The sequence below is a fragment of the Luteibacter anthropi genome (assembly GCF_023699965.1).
GTDB classification, from domain to species: domain Bacteria; phylum Pseudomonadota; class Gammaproteobacteria; order Xanthomonadales; family Rhodanobacteraceae; genus Luteibacter; species Luteibacter anthropi.
The window spans coordinates 1980296-1999768 of record NZ_CP077072.1 but is presented as its reverse complement, the minus strand read 5'-3'; the positions used below and the strand labels follow the sequence as shown (position 1 = coordinate 1999768).

At 66.2% G+C, this 19473-nt stretch carries 14 protein-coding genes; 6 read left to right on the top strand and 8 right to left on the bottom strand.

The features are described from left to right. Window positions 1-166: 166 nt before the first annotated feature. The 5 genes from ung to KR767_RS08855 form a co-directional block, all read right to left on the bottom strand. Window positions 167-871, bottom strand: a complete 705-nt coding sequence (gene ung, locus KR767_RS08875; RefSeq protein WP_250878862.1) for a uracil-DNA glycosylase — start codon at window positions 869-871, stop codon at window positions 167-169. Next, window positions 868-1710, bottom strand: coding sequence for a response regulator (locus KR767_RS08870; RefSeq protein WP_166950717.1), 843 nt, complete (start codon window positions 1708-1710; stop codon window positions 868-870). Before KR767_RS08870 ends, ung begins: the two co-directional genes overlap by 4 nt. Before the next feature lie 10 nt (window positions 1711-1720). Next, entirely contained in the window at window positions 1721-2701 is a 981-nt protein-coding gene (gene ftsX / locus KR767_RS08865; protein ID WP_345779897.1) for a permease-like cell division protein FtsX, read from the bottom strand. After that, complete coding sequence (ftsE, locus tag KR767_RS08860) at window positions 2698-3375, bottom strand: cell division ATP-binding protein FtsE (protein ID WP_166950721.1); 678 nt, start codon at window positions 3373-3375, stop codon at window positions 2698-2700. The genes ftsX and ftsE overlap by 4 nt, the downstream gene beginning before the upstream one ends. Before the next feature lie 197 nt (window positions 3376-3572). After that, window positions 3573-5315: a DEAD/DEAH box helicase gene (locus tag KR767_RS08855; RefSeq protein ID WP_250878861.1), complete on the bottom strand. Its 1743-nt coding sequence runs from the start codon at window positions 5313-5315 to the stop codon at window positions 3573-3575. 428 nt (window positions 5316-5743) lie between these two features. Here KR767_RS08855 and trxA point away from each other — a divergent pair, with 428 nt between their 5' ends. The 4 genes from trxA to KR767_RS08835 all read left to right on the top strand — a co-directional run bounded on the left by trxA (window position 5744) and on the right by KR767_RS08835 (window position 10465). Beyond that, window positions 5744-6070, top strand: a complete 327-nt coding sequence (gene trxA, locus KR767_RS08850) for a thioredoxin TrxA (RefSeq protein WP_166950725.1) — start codon at window positions 5744-5746, stop codon at window positions 6068-6070. Between the two features lie 179 nt (window positions 6071-6249). Then, window positions 6250-8076 (top strand): transcription termination factor Rho, encoded by a 1827-nt coding sequence (gene rho / locus KR767_RS08845; protein WP_425602747.1) that lies wholly within the window; start codon window positions 6250-6252, stop codon window positions 8074-8076. Between the two features lie 313 nt (window positions 8077-8389). Then, window positions 8390-9760, top strand: coding sequence for a glutamate--cysteine ligase (locus KR767_RS08840; protein ID WP_250878859.1), 1371 nt, complete (start codon window positions 8390-8392; stop codon window positions 9758-9760). 6 nt (window positions 9761-9766) lie between these two features. Further along, window positions 9767-10465 (top strand): UPF0149 family protein, encoded by a 699-nt coding sequence (locus KR767_RS08835; protein ID WP_250878858.1) that lies wholly within the window; start codon window positions 9767-9769, stop codon window positions 10463-10465. A 249-nt stretch (window positions 10466-10714) separates the two neighbouring features. On the opposite strand, the gene KR767_RS08830 is transcribed toward KR767_RS08835, so the two are convergent. Next, window positions 10715-12139: an OmpP1/FadL family transporter gene (locus tag KR767_RS08830; protein WP_166946356.1), complete on the bottom strand. Its 1425-nt coding sequence runs from the start codon at window positions 12137-12139 to the stop codon at window positions 10715-10717. Between the two features lie 223 nt (window positions 12140-12362). Here KR767_RS08830 and KR767_RS08825 point away from each other — a divergent pair, with 223 nt between their 5' ends. Together KR767_RS08825 and KR767_RS08820 are read left to right on the top strand one after the other, a co-directional pair. Beyond that, entirely contained in the window at window positions 12363-12662 is a 300-nt protein-coding gene (locus KR767_RS08825; RefSeq protein ID WP_166946354.1) for a YcgL domain-containing protein, read from the top strand. Between the two features lie 90 nt (window positions 12663-12752). Further along, window positions 12753-16193: an ankyrin repeat domain-containing protein gene (locus KR767_RS08820; RefSeq protein WP_250878857.1), complete on the top strand. Its 3441-nt coding sequence runs from the start codon at window positions 12753-12755 to the stop codon at window positions 16191-16193. Window positions 16194-16437: 244 nt separating this feature from the next. On the opposite strand, the gene KR767_RS08815 is transcribed toward KR767_RS08820, so the two are convergent. Together KR767_RS08815 and hemB are read right to left on the bottom strand one after the other, a co-directional pair. After that, on the bottom strand, window positions 16438-18243 hold the full coding sequence (locus tag KR767_RS08815; RefSeq protein WP_166946350.1) for a monovalent cation:proton antiporter-2 (CPA2) family protein: 1806 nt from the start codon (window positions 18241-18243) through the stop codon (window positions 16438-16440). 121 nt (window positions 18244-18364) lie between these two features. Continuing rightward, window positions 18365-19354 carry a porphobilinogen synthase gene (hemB, locus tag KR767_RS08810; RefSeq protein WP_250878856.1) on the bottom strand — a complete coding sequence of 330 codons (990 nt, stop codon included), beginning with the start codon at window positions 19352-19354 and terminating at the stop codon, window positions 18365-18367. Between the last annotated feature and the right edge of the window lie 119 nt (window positions 19355-19473).

Sequence of the window (19473 nt, the reverse complement as noted above, 5' to 3'; positions counted from 1 at the left end):
GGGACGACCGGAACGCTTTCAACCGCCTCGCGCAAAAGCGATAGTCCTGGGCGTCAACAATCGGGAGCCCGTTTCGACGGGGGGCCTACGGGATGTGCCAGGACATGGCTTACACCCCTATCTAGGGCGGGATGCGCTTTTGCCAAGGCCAGGAGGCCCCGGCCGCTTACGAAACGTCCAGTTCCGCCCGCTGCGGCAGCGACCAGTCGATGGGCGGCTCGCCGCGGGAGGCGAAATAGTCGTTGGCCTTGGCGAAGTGGCCGCAGCCCATGAAGCCCCGATGGGCCGACAGGGGCGATGGGTGGACGCTGCGCAGGATGCAGTGGCGCTTGCCGTCGATCAGCTGGCCCTTCTTCTGGGCGTGACTGCCCCACAGCATGAAGACCAGGCCCTCGCGCTCGCGGTTGAGGGCGTCGATGGCCGCGTCGGTGAAACCTTCCCAGCCCTTGCCCTGGTGCGAGGCGGCCTGCCCGGCCTCCACGGTGAGCGAGGCGTTGAGCAGCAGCACGCCGCGGTCGGCCCATGGGGTGAGGCAGCCGTGGTCGGGGCGCGGGATGCCCAGGGAATCCTCGATCTCCTTGAACATGTTCAGCAGCGACGGCGGTACGCGCACGCCGGGGCGCACGGAGAAGCTGAGGCCGTGGGCCTGGCCGGGGCCGTGATACGGATCCTGCCCCAGGATCACCACGCGCACGCGATCGAACGGCGTATGGGTGAAGGCGTTGAAGATCTCCGGGCCCGGCGGGTAGATGACCTTGCCCTGGGCCTTCTCGTCACGCAGGAAGGTCGACAGCGCATGCATGTCGGGGCGGTCGAGATAGGAGCCGATACGCTCCTTCCAGGAGGGTTCGAGGCGGACGCGATCGTTCAACCTTCGGTCCTTTCGCGCAGGTGCCGCGCCACGCGCAGCTGGAACAGCAGTTTGGTGATCAAGAGCCTTTCCTCCACCGGCTTTTCCACCAGATCGTTGGCGCCCGCACGCAGCAGGGCCGTCTGGTTGGCCGGGTTTTCGTCGCCGGTCATGACCAGGGTGGGCAGCCGCCCCTTGCCGTAACCGAATTCATTGCGGATGCGTTCCACGAGATCGCCACCGGTGAGTTCGCCCTTGAGGCTGACATCGGTGAGGACCACGTCGGCGCCCATCTCACCCCGCGCCTTCGCCGCGCGAAGATGGGCCAGTGCATCCTCGGCGCTGATGACGTGGTGCACGGTGAGACCGTATTTTTCCATCATGCGTCGCGTGGCAAGCGCCACCACGCGGCTGTCCTCGACGTAGAGTACCTCGCCTTCCGCGCCGCCTTCGGGCGACACATAGCCGCGAATGAATTCCGCCAGCGCCTGGAAACCCAGCGACTTGTCGAAGTAATCGGTGACGAACTCGCCCAGCTCGCGCCGTTGCAGGCGTTGCTCGACGTCACCCGATACCACCACGATGGGCATGTAGATCTGCGGCGCGGATTCGCGCACGTAGCGCGCCAGTGCCAGGCCATCCATGTCGGACAGGCGCAGGGCGACGGTGATGAAGTCGAAAACGCCGTGCTGGAGTTCGGCCTGGGCATCGGCGCCCGTGGCCACGGCCACGATCTCGACATCGGGCACCTCCGCCTTCACCACGCGGGTGATCAGCTGGCGGACGACCTTCGAGCCGTCCACCAGCAGGATGCGCGGCGCGGCCCCCGCCGCCGAACCGATCCGAGTGCCCGCCCCCATCGTCGTTTCCTCAGGCAGCCGCCATGCGGCGGATCTGCCGCGCACTCACCAGGCGGGCACCCAGCCAGCCAAGCAAGGCCGCGGCGAACGGCACGGACACCAGCAGCCACGCAGGCAGGCCGCCGAAGCTGACACTGCCGTCGTAGGCGGCCGCCAGACGCGATACCGGGCCGACCATCGACAGTTCGAGCAGCACCGCGAGCGCCACGGCGAGTACGCCGGCAAGGAAGCCGAGCCACACGCCGGTATAGAGATAGGGGCGACGCACGAAAGGCTTGCTGGCACCGATGAGCAGGAGCACGCCGATTTCCTCGGCGCGACTCAGGATGTCCACGCGAATGGTGTTGCCGACCACGAGCAAGGCGGCCATGCCGAGCAGGCCCGCGAGCAGGGTCACTGCCCGCGTGCCGACGCCCAGCAGGGCATCGAGACGCTGTCGCCATGCACCGGTGTCCTGCACCATGTCCACGCCCGGGGTGTTCTTCATGGCGTCGACGAGCCGCGCCACGTCATCGGCGGACAGGCCCGGCTTGGGTTGCACGGAAAGCACGAAGGGCAGCGGATTGGCATCCAGCGATTGCAGTGCGCCGGAAAAACCCTGCACTTCGGCCAGTTCGTCGAGGCCGTCCTTCGGCGTGCGCACAGTGATGTCCGCGACTTCGGGGCGCCCGCGCAGCGCGGAGGCTGCCGTATCGGCCATGCCGGCGTTCTGGCCTGGCTTCATGAAGACGCTGATGGCCTGGTTGCGGCCCAGCGCATCGCCCATGCGCTCCACGTTGCCGAGCAGCAGGTAGAACGCCAGGGGCAGTGCCAGCGCCACGCCCATCACGGCGACGGTGAGCAGGGTGCCCAGCGGCCGCGCACGAAGCCGGCGCAGGCTGATCGACAGGCTCCATGCGTGGTGTTCGCGCCATGCGCCCACCTTGTGCGGTTCGCTGCGGCGGGTCTTTTCGGGTTCGGCCGCGCGACGCGGCTCACGCACGGTATTCACTGGACCTCCGTCGCGGGCACGTCGGCCACGAGCTTGCCGTGGTCGAGCACGACCACGCGTTTCTTCATGCGTTTGATGAGCATCAGGTCGTGGCTGGCGACGAGCACGGCCGTGCCCACCTGCTGGAACTCGGCGAACAGGCTCATGATTTCCATGGCCAGCTGCGGATCGAGGTTGCCGGTGGGTTCGTCGGCGATGAGCACCGCCGGCTTCGCCACGATGGCGCGCGCAATACCCACGCGTTGCTGTTCGCCCGTGGACAGGGCCGACGGCAGCTGTTTCTCGTAGCTGAGCAGGCCCACCTTCTCCAGCGCGGCGCGCACGCGGCGGCTGCGCTCGGACGGGGCGACGCCTGCGATCACCAGGGGTAGTTCGACATTGCCGAAGACGCTGCGATCGAGCAGCAGGCGGTGGTCCTGGAAGACCATGCCAAGCTTGCGGCGCAGACGGGGGATGTCATGGGCACGGACGGTGTTGAGTTTCTGGCCGTCGAGCGTGACCACGCCGTTGGTGGGGCGTTCGATCATCGCCAGCAGCTTGAGCAGCGTGCTCTTGCCGGCGCCGGAGTGCCCGGTGACGAAGGCCATTTCGCCCGCGTCCACCCGGAACGACACGTCGGTGAGGGCTTGGTGGTCGCCCTCGTATCGTTTGCTCACCAGATCGAAACCGATCACCGCGTTACCCGTTGTCCCGTGAAGGCCTAGAGGATACGGGATGTGGCGGGGGTTTGCGGGAAGCTGGGTCGCGGTTCGCGAGGTGGTGTTCATCGGGGCAGGTCGTGTTGCAGGGGTCGCGCGCAAGGCGCGCTCCTACACAAGCCGCCTTGTAGGAGCGCGCCTTGCGCGCGACCCCTACAAAGCGAAAACCCGCCTCAGTTACCGCCGAACAACCGCCCAATACGACGGAAGAAGCCCACCTTCTCCTTCACCGGCGCAGCCGGCGCCGGGCTCGGGCTGCTGCCCGGACGCGTGGCGGCCACCTGGCGCGACGGACGCTGACCCGGCGTGGACGAGGCCTGCGACTGGCGCGGCTCAGCCTGCGGACGGCCACCGTTCTGCGTCTGCGGTGCCGAATTCTCGCCGCCTTCGCGCTGGCCGCGACCACGACCGCCACGACGACGGCGACGCTTCTTCGCGGCACCATCGGCACCGATGGCTTCGGCGGCGGCCGGCAGATCGGCGACGGTTTCGGCCACCACCACGGTCTTCACCGGCACTTCGGTGGAAACCGGCTTGTCTTCACGCGGCACGCGCGGACGACGCTCGCGGCTGCCGGAACGTTCGCCCGAGCGCTCGCCCGGACGCGAACCACTGCGACCGCCACGGCCACCACCACGACCACCCTTCTCCGGCGGTGCGCCACGGGTGGGCACGTGGCCGTCGTTGTCGTTGGGATCGTCCACTTCATCCTGTACGCCATCGGCACGCGGGCGCGGTGCCGGCATGACCAGCATCTGCGCCTCGATGGAGGCGGTGGGGATCTTCTGGTTGATGTAGGTCTCGATGTCCGGCAGGCCCATCGCGTAGAGGTCGCAGGCGAAGCTGATCGCATCGCCCTCGGCACCCAGGCGCGCGGTACGGCCGATGCGGTGCACGTAGTCTTCGGCGTCCTGCGGGAGGTCGTAGTTGAAGACGTGGCTCACGGCCGGGATGTGCAGGCCGCGCGCGGCCACATCGGTGGCCACCAGGATGTCGATCTGGCCGTCCTGGAAACGCTGCAACAGCTTCTGGCGCTTCACCTGCGGCACGTCGCCGGAGATGGCGCCCACGCGGAAGTTATGCCGCTTCAGGCGGTCGGTGATGCGTTCGGCAGCGGCCTTGGTGTTCACGAAGATGATGCTGCGCTCCGCCTTGCTCTGTTCGAGCAGGTTGAACAGCAGCGGCATCTTTTCTTCCTTCGACGGAAAGTAGACGACCTGGCGCACGCGGTCGGCGGTGACGTTTTCGGTCTCCACCACCAGCTTCTCGGCCTCGTGCATGTGCTCGTAGGCCAGCTCCAGCACGCGGTGGCTCAAGGTGGCGGAGAACAGCAGCACCTGGCGCTGCTCGCGGGCCGGCAGGCGACGGAAGATGAAGCGTACGTCCTTGATGAAGCCCAGGTCGAACATGCGATCGGCTTCGTCGATGACCATCACCTCGACGCTGCCGAAGCCGAAGACGTCCTGCTTGTAGTAGTCGAGCAGGCGGCCCGGGGTGGCGATGATGATGTCGCAGCCGTCGCGCAGCTGCTGGCGCTGCTTGTCGTAGTCGACGCCGCCGTAGATGAGGGCGCTGCGCAGGCCGGTGGCCTTGCCGATGGTGCGGAAATCCTTCTCGATCTGGATCGCCAGCTCGCGGGTGGGCGCGATCACCAGCGCGCGCGGATCGGAATCCTTGCGGTTGGCGTGGGCCGGGTTCTTGAGCAGGCGATCGACCAGCGCGACGAGGAAGGCGAAGGTCTTGCCCGTGCCCGTCTGGGCCTGGCCGGCCACGTCGCGGCCGGTGAGGGCGACCGGGAGGGTCAGCGCCTGGATCGGCGTGCAACGGGTGATGCCGGCGGCGGCAAGGCCCTGGTGAAGCAGCGGGTGGAGGTCGAGGTTTTCGTAGAAGACGTCGGTGAGAACGGTTTCGGACATGGTGTATGGGAAGCCTGGAAGCACGCGCCGCGCATACGCGGCGCCGTCCCTGCGGCAAGTTCACCACGGGACGGAGAGGATGATCCGGCCGGCGTCACGGGAGAGTCGGGAGCGGCCGGTTGTCAGTCCGGCGGGCTGTCGACGCGCCCGGCGCGCGAAGGCCGGAGGCGGAGGTGGCCGGCCCGACGGCTTCCGCTGGCATAGGTGAACCGGCTACGGAAACCGGTTCACCTATGTCAACGGAAACCACCCGGCGGTGGCCTTGAATTGCTTGAATCGCGCCCCTAGTTGGGTTGGAATGAGGGCCGCCGGCTGCAATGGCCAAGACCTTCGGTTCCGGTTGGACCCGCGACATGGGGCTCCTAAGTGTAGCCGATGCCAGCGTCAGGGTCGTCAACCCCCCTTTTTCACTTTTTTTGGAGACCACGGTGAGCGACAAGATCACCCATACCAGCGATGCCGCCTTCTCGAAGGACGTGCTTGAGTCCGAAACCCCCGTGCTGCTCGATTTCTGGGCGGAGTGGTGCGGTCCGTGCAAGTCGATCGCTCCGGTCCTGGATCAGCTCGCCGGCGAATACGAAGGCAAGATCAAGATCGTCAAGATCAATATCGACGAAAACCAGGCCACCCCGCGCCAGTTCGGCATCCGTGGTATCCCCACCCTCATGGTGTTCAAGGATGGCAAGGTCGCGGGCACCCAGATCGGCGCCGTTGGCAAGAGCCAGCTGGCCCAGCTGATCGAAAAGTCCATTTAAGGCTTTCTTTACGCTTTAGCTTTGACGCTTTACACAGCCGCCGCGTGGGGCGCTTTACCTCGCGCCTCACGCGATGCTAGGCTCTAGGTGTTCGCCGGGACATGCACTTGTCCCCTTCGCTGCGAACCCTCTCCCATTTTTCTTCCAACGGCGCCCCGTGAGGTTTGCCCGTGTCCGATATCGAAACCAAAGACTCCATCGACGCCAAGGGCGCCGGCGACACGCCTGCGACTGAACCGCGTCCCCGCACGCGCCGCAAGGCGGCGCCGGCCGCCGAAGCACCCGCGGTCGAGACGAGCGCACCGGCTCCGGCCAAGGCGCCCGCTCCGGCTCCCGCACCGCAGGCCGAACTGCAACTGCCCCCGCTGCCTCCTGTCGAGGCGAAGTCGGCCCCTGCCCCCGCTCCGGCCGAAGCGCCGCGCGAGGGTGGCAACGCACCGGCCCAGCAGCCCAATCCGTACCAGCCCGTCGCCCAGGCCACCAACAACCCGAACCAGGGTGGCGGCAACAACCAGGGTGGCCAGGGTCAGGGCAATCGCAACGATCGCGAAGGCCGCGGCCGCCGCCGTCGCAACGAGCGCAATGACCGTAACGACCGCAATGACCGTCCGCCGCAGCGCCAGGGTGGCAACGGTAATGGCAACAACGGTAACAACGGCAATTACCAGCATCCGCGCAACAACAATAACAACGGCTACCCCGTCGACGACGACGAGAACGCCGACGCCGGCAGCAACGATCGCCTGATCAACCTCACCGAACTCAAGCGCAAGAACTCGATCCAGCTCCTGGAGTTCGCCGAGTCGCTGGGTATCCGCGAAGGCGTGGCCCGCCAGCGCAAGCAGGACGTCGTCTTCAGCGTGCTCAAGGCCCACGCCCGTTCGGGCGGCGGCATCTGGGCCGAGGGCGTGCTCGAAATCCTCCAGGACGGCTTCGGCTTCCTGCGCTCGGCCGACGAGTCCTACCTGGCCGGCCCGGACGACATCTACGTGTCGCCCAGCCAGATCCGCCGCTTCAACCTGCGTACCGGCGACTACATCACCGGACGCGTGCGTCACCCGAAGGAAGGCGAGCGCTACTTCGCCATGCTCAAGGTCGACGACATCAACGGCGATCCGCCGGAAGCGTCGAAGAACAAGCTATTGTTCGAAAACCTCACCCCGCTGTTCCCGCGCAAGGCATTCAAGCTGGAGCGCGGCAATGGCTCCACCGAGGACATCACGGGCCGCATCCTCGACCTCGTGGCGCCCATCGGTCGCGGCCAGCGCGGTCTCATCGTCTCCCAGCCGAAGTCCGGTAAGACGATGATGCTGCAGAACATCGCGCAGGCCATCCAGTACAACCATCCCGACGTCCACCTGATCATGCTGCTGATCGACGAGCGTCCGGAAGAAGTCACGGAAATCGCCCGTACCGTCCGCGCCGAAGTGATCAGCTCCACCTTCGACGAGCCGGCCGTGCGCCACGTGCAGGTCGCCGAGATGGTGATCGAGCGCGCCAAGCGCCTGGTCGAGCACAAGAAGGACGTCGTGATCCTGCTCGACTCCATCACCCGCCTCGCCCGTGCCTACAACACCGTGGTACCCAGCTCCGGCAAGGTGCTCACCGGTGGTGTCGACGCCAACGCGCTGCAGCGCCCGAAGCGTTTCTTCGGCGCGGCACGCAACGTCGAGGAAGGCGGCAGCCTCACCATCATCGCCACGGCCCTCACGGACACCGGCTCGAAGATGGACGAGGTGATCTACGAAGAGTTCAAGGGCACGGGCAACATGGAAGTGCACCTGTCCCGCCGCATCTCCGAGAAGCGCGTCTACCCCGCCATCGACATCAACCGTTCGGGCACCCGCCGCGAAGATCTCCTCATCGAGCCGGACCTCCTGGCGAAGATCTGGATCCTGCGCAAGCTCCTCCACCCGATGGACGAGCTGGCCGCGATGGAGTTCATGCTCGACCGCATGAAGAACACCAAGTCGAACGACGAGTTCTTCAATTCGATGAAGCGATAAACGAACGCCGCCACTGCCCGATAATTCAAAAAGTCGTCTGGCAGTCGTAACGCGTCGGTTGGGAGTTCCCGGCCGACGATCGAAAGGGTTGGGAGCTCCCGGCCGGCAAAGGCCCTGGTGCATGCACCGGGGCCTTTTGCTTTTCAGCTACTGGGAAGGCAAATCAGTACAGGAAAAAGGCCTGTAGCGACACGAAGTTGGCTTCTTTTTGCTACCCTGCCGCGGCGCCATGGGATGATCCCTTTTTCCCGGCAGGACCGCCCCCATATGAGCGGCTCCGGCATCGCAGCCGTTCATTCTCCAAGGAAAGTCCGTGTCCATCCCCAGCGCAGCCAAGAGCACGCCCATCGGTGACCGCAACGACCTGGTCGCCTACCTCGCCGAGGGCGAAAAGCCGCGGGAACAGTGGCGCATCGGCACCGAACACGAGAAATTCGGCTTCTACACCGACGACCTGACACCGCCGCCGTTCGAGGGAGAGCGTCCGGGCATCCGCGCCATTCTCGAAGGGCTGGCGTCGCGCTACGACTGGGAAATTGCGCGTGAAGGCGACACGCCCGTCGCGCTCACCAAGGGCAAGGCCAACATCACCCTGGAGCCGGCCGGCCAGCTGGAGCTTTCCGGCGCACCGCTGGAGACCATTCACCAGAACTGCGACGAAGTCAGCACCCACCTCCAGGAAGTGCGCTCCATTGCCGACGAGTTCGGCATCGGATTCTTCGGCATGGGCTTCCAGCCGAAGTGGCGTCGCGACCAGATGCCGTGGATGCCCAAGGGCCGCTACAAGATCATGCGCGAATACATGCCCAAGGTCGGCTCGCTCGGCCTGGACATGATGACGCGCACCTGCACCGTGCAGGTGAACCTCGATTACGCGACCGAAGCCGACATGGTGAAGAAGTTCCGTGTTGCGCTCGCGTTGCAGCCGATCGCCACGGCGCTGTTCGCCAACTCGCCATTCACCGAAGGCAAGCCCAACGGCTACAAGTCGTATCGCTCGCACGTGTGGACGGACACCGATGCCGATCGCACCGGCATGCTCGACTTCGTCTTCGAAGAAGGCTTCGGCTACGAGCGTTACGTGGATTACATCCTCGACGTGCCGATGTACTTCAGCTATCGCGATGGCAAGTACATCGACCTTTCGGGCCAGGACTTCAAGCGCTTCATGCGCGGCGAGCTGAGCGCCCTGCCGGGCGAGAAGCCCACCATGAAGGACTGGGCCGACCACCTCACCACGGCCTTCCCGGAAGTGCGCCTGAAGCAGTACCTGGAAATGCGTGGTGCCGACACCAGCACCTGGAACCAGCTGTGTGCGCTGCCGGCCTACTGGGTCGGCCTGCTGTACGACGATGTGGCCCTCGATGCCGCCTGGGACCTGGTGAAGGATTTCAGCAAGGCCGAGCGCCATGCCTTGCGCGATGGCGTGCCCGAGCATGCGCTCGCGCTACCGTTCCGTGGCCACCATGTGCGTGAACTTGCACTGGAGTCGCTGAAGATCGCCGAGCACGGCCTGAAGCGTCGCAACCAACACGGTTCGCGCGGCGCCGACGAATCGATCTACCTCGAACCGCTGCTTGAGATCGCCCTTTCCGGCAAGACCCAGGCGGATACGAAGCTCGAACTGTTCCACGGCAAGTGGCACGGCAGCGTCGATCCGCTGTTTCGCGAATACGCTTACTGAGATTGCATGATGCAGATGAACGATACGAAGCTCGGCCGGCTGGACGAACTTCTCGCCACCACCAACCGTTACTCGCTCGAAACGCTCGACGGATTGTTCTCCGCTGCGCTGGTGGGGCCCGTCGAGGTTGGCGTCGATGAGTGCATGGAGGTCCTGGAACAGGACGATGCCCTGCCGTGGCCGTCGGATGCGGTGCGTGATGAAGTCCACGCGCTGCTCAACGAGTTCTGGGCGGTCATCGCCGCGCGTGTTGCTGGTGACCCGATCGCACTGGCAGAAGACTCGCTGCCCTTCATCGATTCGCCGGAAGAATTCGATGAGATCGACGACGTAAGCTCGTATACGGGCGATTTTCCCATCGCCAGCGACTGGGCGCTCGGCTTCCGCATGGCCATGGGTGAGTGGGAAGAAGCCTGGTCCGAATGGATGGACGAAAGCCTCTATCCGTTTGTCGGCATGCTACTCACCCTTACGGCCGACCAGACCGATCCGGTGCCCGGTACGCCGGAGGTTGCGCTGCCGTCGTTCGAAGAGCGCATGACCCTGCTCAACGAGATTCCGTTCCAGCTGGCCACGCTGTACCGCCGCCGTCATCCGCAGCACGGGCAGACCGTGCGCCGCGATACGGCCAAGGTCGGCCGTAACGACGCCTGCTCCTGCGGCAGCGGCAAGAAGTTCAAGAAGTGCTGCGGCAACCAGGACTAACCCCACAAACCTCCAGCCCCCTCCTGTAGGAGCGCGCCTTGCGCGCGACCGAACCGGCGATCAACCACCCGACCACGCCCCCTGTAGGAGCGCGCCTTGCGCGCGACCGGGTATCGCGAACAGGTTCATCGTTTCGGCCAGACAGGTCGCGCGCAAGGCGCGCTCCTACACAAGCCAGGGCCTCGGCACATAAAAAAACCTCCCCGTTGCCGGGGAGGTTTTTTTTTCAGACCCTGATCCGAGAGGGGATCAGAACTGGTACTTGGCCGAGACCGAGAGCAGGTTGCCCTTGTCGTCGTTCTCGCCGACCAGCAGGTCGTTGGTGGAGCTCTTCACGCCGCCGATGTGCGCCTTGTTCACGAAGATGTGAGCGTAGCCGGCATTGATCTCGAACTTCTCGGTGGCCTTGTAGCCGACACCGAAGGCGAGCCACTTGCGGGTGGAGTCCGGCACGCGCGGCGAGCGGGTGTCGTCGTAGGTCGGGGTGCTGTCGACGGCCACACCGCCACGAACGGTGAAGCGATCGTTGACGTAGTACTCGCCACCGACCGAGACGAACCAGCTGTTGCGCCAGGCGTACTTCTCGGTGGTCTGCGGCTGGTTCGGGTTCGAGTAGTTGACGGTGAGGTTCTGGAAGGAATCCCACTTGGTCCACGACAGGTCGAAACCGAGGCCGAACTTGACGTCCTGGTGCCAGAAGCTGGCGCTGGCAACGGCCGGGGTGGTGAAGCCGGCGGTGCCGTCGGTGTGGGTGAACGGCGGCTGGCCGGTGCCCAGCAGGGCGCCGACGGCCGGGTTCGACAGCACGGCGGTGACGTTGGACGGCATGGTGAAGTTGCCGGTGCCGTCGAGCGTGTGCTTGATCTTGCTGCGGTAGTTCAGGGCGAGACGATCGTTCGCCGTGATCTTCCACAGGCCGCCGATCTGCCAGCCGTAGGCCCAGTCGTCGCCCTTCACGCGGGCGATGCCGTCGCTGCCCGGGGGCACGACGGTGGCATAGGTGGTGGCGAGCTGGCGGGCAGCGGCCGGCGAGATCTGGCCAGCGGCGGCAGCGCGCTGGATCAGGCCCAGGCCGACGGTGTTGTAGTTGATGGCGCTGGTGAGCTCGGCGCTGGTCTTCTGCGCGATGGCGCTGACGCCCAGGGCGAAGTTGTCGGTGACGTCATACGAGGCCGACAGGGTGGCATCGAGCGACTTGAAGTCGGACTTGATGGCGTTGTAGCGGCCCTTCCAGTCGTTGTCGTATTCGGTCTTGAAGCCGAACGGGGCGGTGAGGCCGAGACCGAAGTGCCACTTGTCGGCCACCTGGGTGGCGAAGTACAGCGCCGGGACCGGCATGGTGGTGCCTGCGTCGCCGCCGTTGCCGCCCGAGATGGGACGACCCTGGGCGTCGGAAGCCGTGCCCTTGAACTTGGTGCTGAAGTTGATGCCGGTGACGTCGGCCTGGAACACGTTGCCCTGCAGCAGGCTCATGGCGGCGGGGTTGTTCACGATGACCGAGGCGTCGTCGCCCGCGGCGGTGGAACCGGCGAACGCGCGGCCGAGAGCCTTGGCGCTGTTTTCCTTCAGCTGGAAGGCACTGGCGTGGGCGGCCTGCGGAGCCACGAGCGCGCCGGCGATGGCCAGCGTGAGGGCGGCGACGGCCAGCGGGCGGGTACGGAGTTTCATCTGCATGCGGGGCTCCTGCTTCTTCTTCTGTGTTGATGTCGCGTTATCTGAAAACTTATCCGTTTTCATACGCGCGTTTAACAATCCGGGGTTGAACTCTGGACGACTTGACGCAGTTTTTGCAAGTGCAACCGCAACAACCTTGAAACGATCGCAAGTTCTGCCCCCATCTGGCACCCGCTTTTTGCTAGGGTTATGCACCAAGAGCCGCAGCGAGAGACCTGCCGTCATGCACTGCTTCGTCTACGCCAGCCTGCGCAAGCCCGATACCTATGTATGGCTCAGCCGCCGCGACGGCTTCGACCTCCTGCCCGAAACCCTGGCCCTGATGCTGGGCGATCTGCGCTTCGCTCTTGAGGTAGAACTCACTCCACAGCGAAAACTGCCCCACGAGGACACCCAGCGCGTCCTCGACAGCCTGCGCGACCAGGGCTGGCACCTGCAGACGCCACCCAACGAAACCCTGGTGAGCTGCAACCGGCCCAATCACAACCGCGAACTCGACATCGATCCTTCCGTCCGGAACTGATCCGGCCGAAAATGCACATCCTGGCCATGTGGAACGCGGGTTAACACCACGTTACCGCGTTGCCCAAACCTGCTTCGTATACTCCTGCGCATGGCCAATCCCAAACGTCGACGTCCGCCGCTCATCAAGGCTCTGCCCTGGTTCCTTCCCGCCCTGGTCGCCGTCGCGTGCGCCGGACTCACGGCGTCACCCCTGGCGCTGATACCCCTGCTGCTCGCCAATGCCCTGGCCATGGGCGCGGTCTGCCACGCCATCGGCTTCGACCCTGAATCCAGCTACCTGCGCACAGCCCTGCGCCGGGGCGCCGCGCACGTGGTGATCTTCACCGTCTATACGTTCGTGGTGTTCGTTCTGGTGGCGTGGCCGCTGCTTCGCCTGACCCAGGCACCCAGCCTCGGCATCGCCCTGCTGCTGGCCGGCACCCTGGTGGTGGCCCTGGCTGCGCTGTGGCGCATGTGGCCGGCCTTCGGCCTGCTGTTCCTGTGGGATGACGCCTATCCGGAAGACGGCGGCAACGGCTCCTGGATCTTCACCGCCGTGGCCCGTTCGGTCAGCTTTGGGCGTCACCTCTCGGCCGAGGAACGTTTCTTCTCGCATTTCCTGCCCGCCGCCCTCGCCCTGCTGGTGCTGGCGTTCTGTGCCGTGGCGCTGTCCGGCCTGTATGGCGTGTTCCCGTCCGAGCTGCGCATCGCCGCGCTGGGCATCTATGGCGTGGTGCTGCTGCCGCTGGGTTGCATGCTGATCGCCAATCGCACGCTGCGCGCCCTGCTCAGTGACCGCCGCGGCCATATCCGCACCGCACGTGCCGAACCCCGCCGCGAACCGGTGGTGGAGCTGAGCCAGGTCCATACCGTACCCACGCCCGAGCCCATTCCGGTGTTGAGCCAGGAAGAAAGCGAGCCGGGCGTGCGCGAGCGCGAGCTGCTCGCCGCCGTGCGCAGTGGCGATATCGCCCGCGCCGTGGCGCTGGTGGAAGCAGGCGCCGATCCGAACACGCAGGCTGAGCCCGGCGACCGTGACCAGCGCCCCGTGCTCACCCTGGCCGCCCTCTCGCCGGATACCCGCCTGCTGCGCGCACTGATCGCGCGTGGCGCGAAGGTGGATCGTCCCCACCATGGCCTCACCGCCCTGCTCGCCGCCACGCGCGACAGCTGGCATGGGCGCCCGGAAGCCGTGCTGACCCTGCTCACCAATGGTGCCAACGCCGCCGCCACCGATGCGGAAGGCAACACGGCCCTGCACGGTGCCGTGCTGTGTGCGGAGCCGACCATCGCCGCGATGCTGCTCGACTCCGGCGCCCCCGTGGATGCGATCAATGGCGCTGGCGAAACGCCCCTGGCCATTGCCGCGCGCACCGCCAACTGGACACTCGTGCGTTTCCTGCTCGAACACGGTGCCAAGGCCGCGCCGGTAGGTGCCGAGCCGGCACTGGTGGCAGCCGCCGGCATTGCCGACGACGACGCCGAAGGCATCAAGGTGCTGCTGCGCCACAAGGGCTCGGTCAATGTCGTGAGCCAGCAGGGTCGCACCGCTCTCATCGCCGCCGCCGCGGAAGGCCACGAGCAGATCGTCCGCGCGCTGCTCCAGGCCCACGCCAATCCGAATCTCGCCGATCGCCACGGCACCACTGCCCTGATGGAAGCCGCCCGTTCGGGCGCACACGGCATCGTGCAGTTGCTGGCCGAGGCCCAGGCCGATGCGTCGCCGCGTGATGCCCATGGCCGCGACGCGCTGACCCTGGCCTGCCAGTCGCCCCGCGCGCAGGCCGCCACTGTCCGTGCCCTGCTCGCCCTCGGCGCCCAGCCGAAGGAAACCGGCGCCGACGGACGCAGCGCACTGGACCACGCCGCCTCGGCCGGCCGCTGGGACTTCGTGGCCCTGCTCGACCCGGATACGCCGCTACCCACCTCCCTGAGCGAAGCCGTGCTACCCGAGGCCGGTGCCGATTCGCCGCAGCATCTCTATGACGCGTTGCGCTTCGGACACTGGGCCGTGGCTTCCACGTTCCATGGAAAGGTCCGCGAGTGGCCGCTGGAAGAACTGGCTGCGCTGTATGTGGATCTTGCCGGCAGCGGCCACGACGCTGCCCGCGCCTGGCTGCTCGACCACGGCCTGCCCGCCGACGCCCGTCTCGCCACCGCCCCGGGGGATGACACGGCCCTTGGCCGGCGCCTGTTCGACGCCCTGCTGCCCCAGCTTCCGCACTCCGCCGATGCCCTGCTGCAACTGATGCGTGCAGGCGCATCTCCCGCAGGCACGGGGTTGCTGGGCCAGGCCATCTGTCGTCTCGACGGCGTGGACGCCCGCCTGCCGCTGGCGATGCTGGAGGCCGGCGCCGATCCGTTCGGTGCCGATGCCCGCAGCCGCACGCCGGTCCATATGGCTGCCGCCACGGGACAGGCCGCCATCCTCGGCGCGCTGCTCGCCCGTGGCGTCGATCCGAATGCCCGCGACAGCGGCGGCCGTACGCCGCTGCACGCCGCCCTCGAACATGGCGGCAATCCGTTGCCGCTGGTCCGCCTGCTCGTCTCGCACGGTGCCGACCCGGAAGCTGCCGACGTCAACGGCGAAACGCCTTACGGTCTCGGCATCGGCCAGGGCGAGATCGAGCGCTGGCTCAGCTGGCCCGTCTGGCAGCCTCCGCGTCGTCCCTTGCGCGCCGACGACCTTCCCGCCGCGGCCGCCGCCGGTGATGTGCATGCGGTAGAACGCCTGCTCGAACTCGGTTTCGCCGTGGACAGCCGGGATGCGCAGGGTGCCACCGGCCTGTTGCGCGCGGCAGGTGCCGGCCAGCGTGACGTCGTGCAGCGCCTGCTCGATGCCGGTGCCGACGCGAGCGCCAGCGCCACGTCGGGTGTCACGCCGCTCGTTGCTGCGGTCAACACGCGTCGCGACGGTGTCGTCGACTTACTGCTTTCGCGCGGCGTCGCCGCGGACCAGCGCCTGCCTGGCGATACCACGGCGCTGATGATCGCGGCCGCCCTTGGCTATCCGGATATCGTCGAACGCCTGCTCGCGGGCGGCGCCGAAGCCAACGCCGAAGATGCACACGGGCACACCGCGCTGCATGCTGCCGCCCAGTACTGCTTCAGCAGCAGCGACAGCCTGCGTGCACGACGCCTGCTCGACATCCTCATCGGCAAGGGCGCCGACGTGAACAAGGCCGACAAGGACGGCGCCACGTCCCTGTTGTTGCTGCTCGGCTCGCACATGCGCCCCGGCAGTGATGCCGATGCCACGCACCTGGGTGCGCTGGTGCCTGTGCTTCTCGATGCCGGCGCGAAGATGGAACACGCCGACCATCGTGGCGTCAGTGCGTTGCACGCGTGCGCCATGCATGCCCTGCTCGCACCGGCGCGCGTGCTGCTGCATCGCGGGGCCAACCGCAACGCGGCGGATGCCTTCGGACGCACGGCCGGCGATGTGGCCCGCCATCTTGGATATGTCGACATCGCCCACGAACTCGGTGTACGGCAGGGGGCTGTGCCCAGCGTGCGCCAGACCCTCCGGCAACCGGCCCAGCCGGACTGACGCAAAAGCCCCCGCATGCGGGGGCTTTTTTGTAGGAGCGCGCCTTGCGCGCGACCGGCGGAGTGAACCGAGCGTGTCGGCGATGGCGACGGTGCGATAGGTATGCTTTCGCGAGCACCCATCGCCGATGCGATTGGCTCCCACGCCTTCCAGGGAGGGATTTTCGGTCGGCAGCGGGACGTTTCAAACGGTCGCGCGCAAGGCGCGCTCCTACACAAGCGGGTATGCCAACCGGCTGGGAAGCCTACTTCTCCGAACGCTCCCGCTCTTCCGCCGCATCGGCCTCGAACAGCTGCTGTAGATCGTGCAGCGCCTCTTTCGAGGTCTGCACCAGTGCGGCCTCGTCGTCATATACGAGGTACTGCGCACGCAGGGTCTGGTGGTCCAGCTTGCGGAAACGCTTGATGCGACTCTCGACCACGTCGGCCGGCATGTCCAACGACTCCAGAACGTGACGGGTCATTTCCAGGCTGGAATAGAACGTCTCGCGCACCGGGTCTTCCACGCCGATATCCATCAGCCGGAACGCATGCTGACGGTTACGCGCACGCGCCACGATCTTCAGATGCGGATACTGGCGGCGAATAAGTCGCGCCGTACGGATATTGGCTTCAGGATCGTCCGTGGCAATCACGAACACCTCGGCCTTGTCCGCCTGCGCGGCGCGCAGCATTTCCGGACGCGCCGGATCGCCGAAGAACAGCGACGTACCGCCGAAGCGACGCGAGGTTTCCACCTGCTCGACCGAGCTTTCCAGCGCCACGAACTGTATGCCCTGCGCACGCAGCACACGGGCGACGATCTGCCCCATGCGCCCGAAGCCGGCGATGATGACGCGCGGCGTATCCGTTTCGATGTGATCGAACTCGCGATCCGGCTTGCGCACCTTCTCGTGCACCAGCCGCGATGCGGCCAGCACCAGCAGCGGTGTAAGTGCCATGGACAGTGAGATCGCCATCACCATCAGCCCGCGCTGGCTGTCGTCGATCAGGCGCTTCTGCTGCGCCAGGTTGAGGATCACGAAGGCAAATTCGCCGCCGCTGGCGAGCACCGCCGCCAATCGAACGGAATCGGCTCCGGTCAGTGAGCCGACCAGACGCCCCAGCGGCACGATCAGCGCCGCCTTCACGGCCAGCAGCAAAAGCACCATGCCGATGACCAGCAGCGGCTTGGCGACCAGCAACGCGAGATCCACCGACATGCCGACGCTGACGAAGAACAGGCCGAGCAACAAACCCTTGAAGGGCTCGATATTCGATTCGAGCTCGTGACGGTATTCCGAATCCGCCAGCAGCAGGCCAGCGAGGAAGGCACCCAGGGTGGTGGAAATGCCCGCCACTTCCATCAGCCATGCCGTGCCCATCACTACCAGCAGGGCCGTGGCAGTGAACACCTCGGTGCTCTTCGCACGGGCCACGAAGCGGAACACATGGCGCAACAGCACGCGGCCGCCGATGATCACGGCGAAAATGGTGCCCACCACGCGAAGCACGCTCATCAGGTCGGGTGCATGGGTGTCACGCGCGACGGCTCCGCCCAGCAGAGGCACCGCTGCGATAAGCGGAATCGCGGCCAGATCCTGGAACAGCAGGATGGCGAAGGCCTGGCGTCCGTACACCGTGCCCGCTTCCTTGCGTTCGGCAAGGATCTGCAAGCCGAACGCCGTGGATGAGAGCGCCAGGCTGCCACCGACGATGAGCGCGGCCTTCCAGGTCAGGCCGAAGAGGAAGTATCCGATGGCCCCCAGTGCCGTGGCACAGGCGACCACCTGGAGGCTGCCCGTGCCGAAGACGGCGCGGCGCATGACCCAGAGTCGTGAAGGAGAGAGTTCGAGGCCGATGACGAAGAGCATCAGCACCACGCCGAAGTCGGAGATGGTGGCGACCCCTTCGGTGTCGCTGACCAGCCCGAGCGCGGAAGGCCCGATGGCGACACCGGCCAGCAGATAGCCGAGTACCGCACCGAGCCGGAATCGCTTGGTCAAGGGGACCGCGATGACCGTCGCCAGAAGAAAGACGACCGCCGTCTCGAGAAAGTGATGTCCGTCCATCCAGCGACTCCCGACGTGCTGCCGGGGATTATGTCATGCAAGGGAGGACAGCGACCGCGATGGGATCACATCGCCCGACGCGCCGTAGCTATCCGGCGCGTCATGGGGCCATGTATAAACGTCAGTTCTTCAGCCAGCGCGCTACGTCCACGGCGAAGTAGGTCAGGATCGCATCTGCGCCCGCGCGCTTCATCGCCAGCAGCGATTCGAGCACCACGGCTTTTTCGTCGAGCCAGCCGTTCTGTGCGGCCGCCTTGATCATCGCGTACTCGCCGCTTACCTGGTACACGAAGGTCGGCACGCCAAAGGTGTCCTTCACGCGACGCACGATGTCGAGATACGGCAGGCCCGGCTTCACCATCACCGCGTCGGCGCCCTCGGTGATGTCCAGCTCCACCTCGCGCAGGGCCTCGTCGCTGTTGCCCACGTCCATCTGGTACGTGTGCTTGTTGCCCTTGCCCAGGTTGGCGGCGGAGCCCACGGCATCGCGGAAGGGGCCGTAGAAGCTCGATGCATACTTGGCCGAATAGGCCAGGATGCGGGTATGGATGTAGCCCTCGTCTTCCAGCGCCTCGCGAATGGCGCCGATGCGGCCGTCCATCATGTCCGAGGGCGCCACGAAATCCATGCCTGCCTCGGCCTGGGCCAGCGACATCCTGATCAGCGCTTCCACCGTCGGCTCGTTCATCACGTAGCCGTTCTCATCGATCAGGCCATCCTGGCCGTGCGTGGTGTACGGGTCGAGCGCGATGTCACCGATGAGACCCAGCTCCGGAAAGCGCTTCTTCAGCTCGCGGGTGGCGCGCTGGAACAGGCCGTCCGGGTTCCATGCCTCGCGGGCATCCTCGGTCTTCACCGAGGCGTCCACGGAGGGAAACAGCGCCAGCGCCGGGATACCCAGGGCCACGCACTCCTCGCCCAGCTTCACCAGCTCGTCGATCGACAATCGCTCGACGCCCGGCATCGACGGCACCGGCTGGCGCACGCCCTGCCCCTCGACGACGAAGGCGACCATGATCAGGTCGGAGACGGTAAGGACGTTCTCACGCATGAGAGCGCGGGAGAAGGCATCGCGACGCATGCGGCGCATGCGAACGGCGGGAAAGCTCATGGTGGCGACCTGTCTGGGTGGCGATCCACCCATTTTACTCCCCACCCCGCCCCTGGCGCCGGGCAAAGCGTCGCAGCCCGGAATGTGCAGGAGCGGGCCTCGTCCGCGACCCAGGTCGC